The sequence below is a fragment of the Catenulispora rubra genome (genome assembly GCF_015356825.1).
Taxonomy (GTDB): Bacteria; Actinomycetota; Actinomycetes; order Streptomycetales; family Catenulisporaceae; genus Catenulispora; species Catenulispora rubra.
Genome location: NZ_JAACYW010000835.1, coordinates 1 through 373, shown reverse-complemented (window position 1 = coordinate 373; position 373 = coordinate 1). Strand labels below are relative to the sequence as shown.

At 67.0% G+C, this 373-nt stretch carries 1 pseudogene; it reads left to right on the top strand.

From position 1 onward, the window contains the following. Positions 1–373, top strand: a pseudogene (locus GWK61_RS55640) (polyketide synthase); the annotation flags it as partial.

Genomic DNA, 373 nt, shown 5'->3' with positions numbered 1-373 from the left:
ATGGGGCGAGTAATGGTTTGACGGCGCCGAATGGCCCGTCGCAGGAGCGTGTGATCGCCCAGGCTTTGGCTAATGCCGGTTTGGTCGCTGCGGATGTGGATCTGGTCGAGGGTCACGGGACCGGCACCGTATTGGGTGATCCGATCGAGGCCCAAGCCGTGGCCGCGACCTATGGCCGGGATCGGGCTGATGCCGGTCCGGTGTATCTGGGTTCGTTGAAGTCGAACATCGGTCATGCCCAGGCTGCTGCGGGGGTCGGCGGTGTGATCAAGGCCGTGATGGCGATGCGCGCCGGGGTCTTGCCCAGGACCCTGCACGTCGACGCCCCCAGCCCGCACGTGGACTGGGCCGGCAGCGGGGTGAGCCTGCTGAC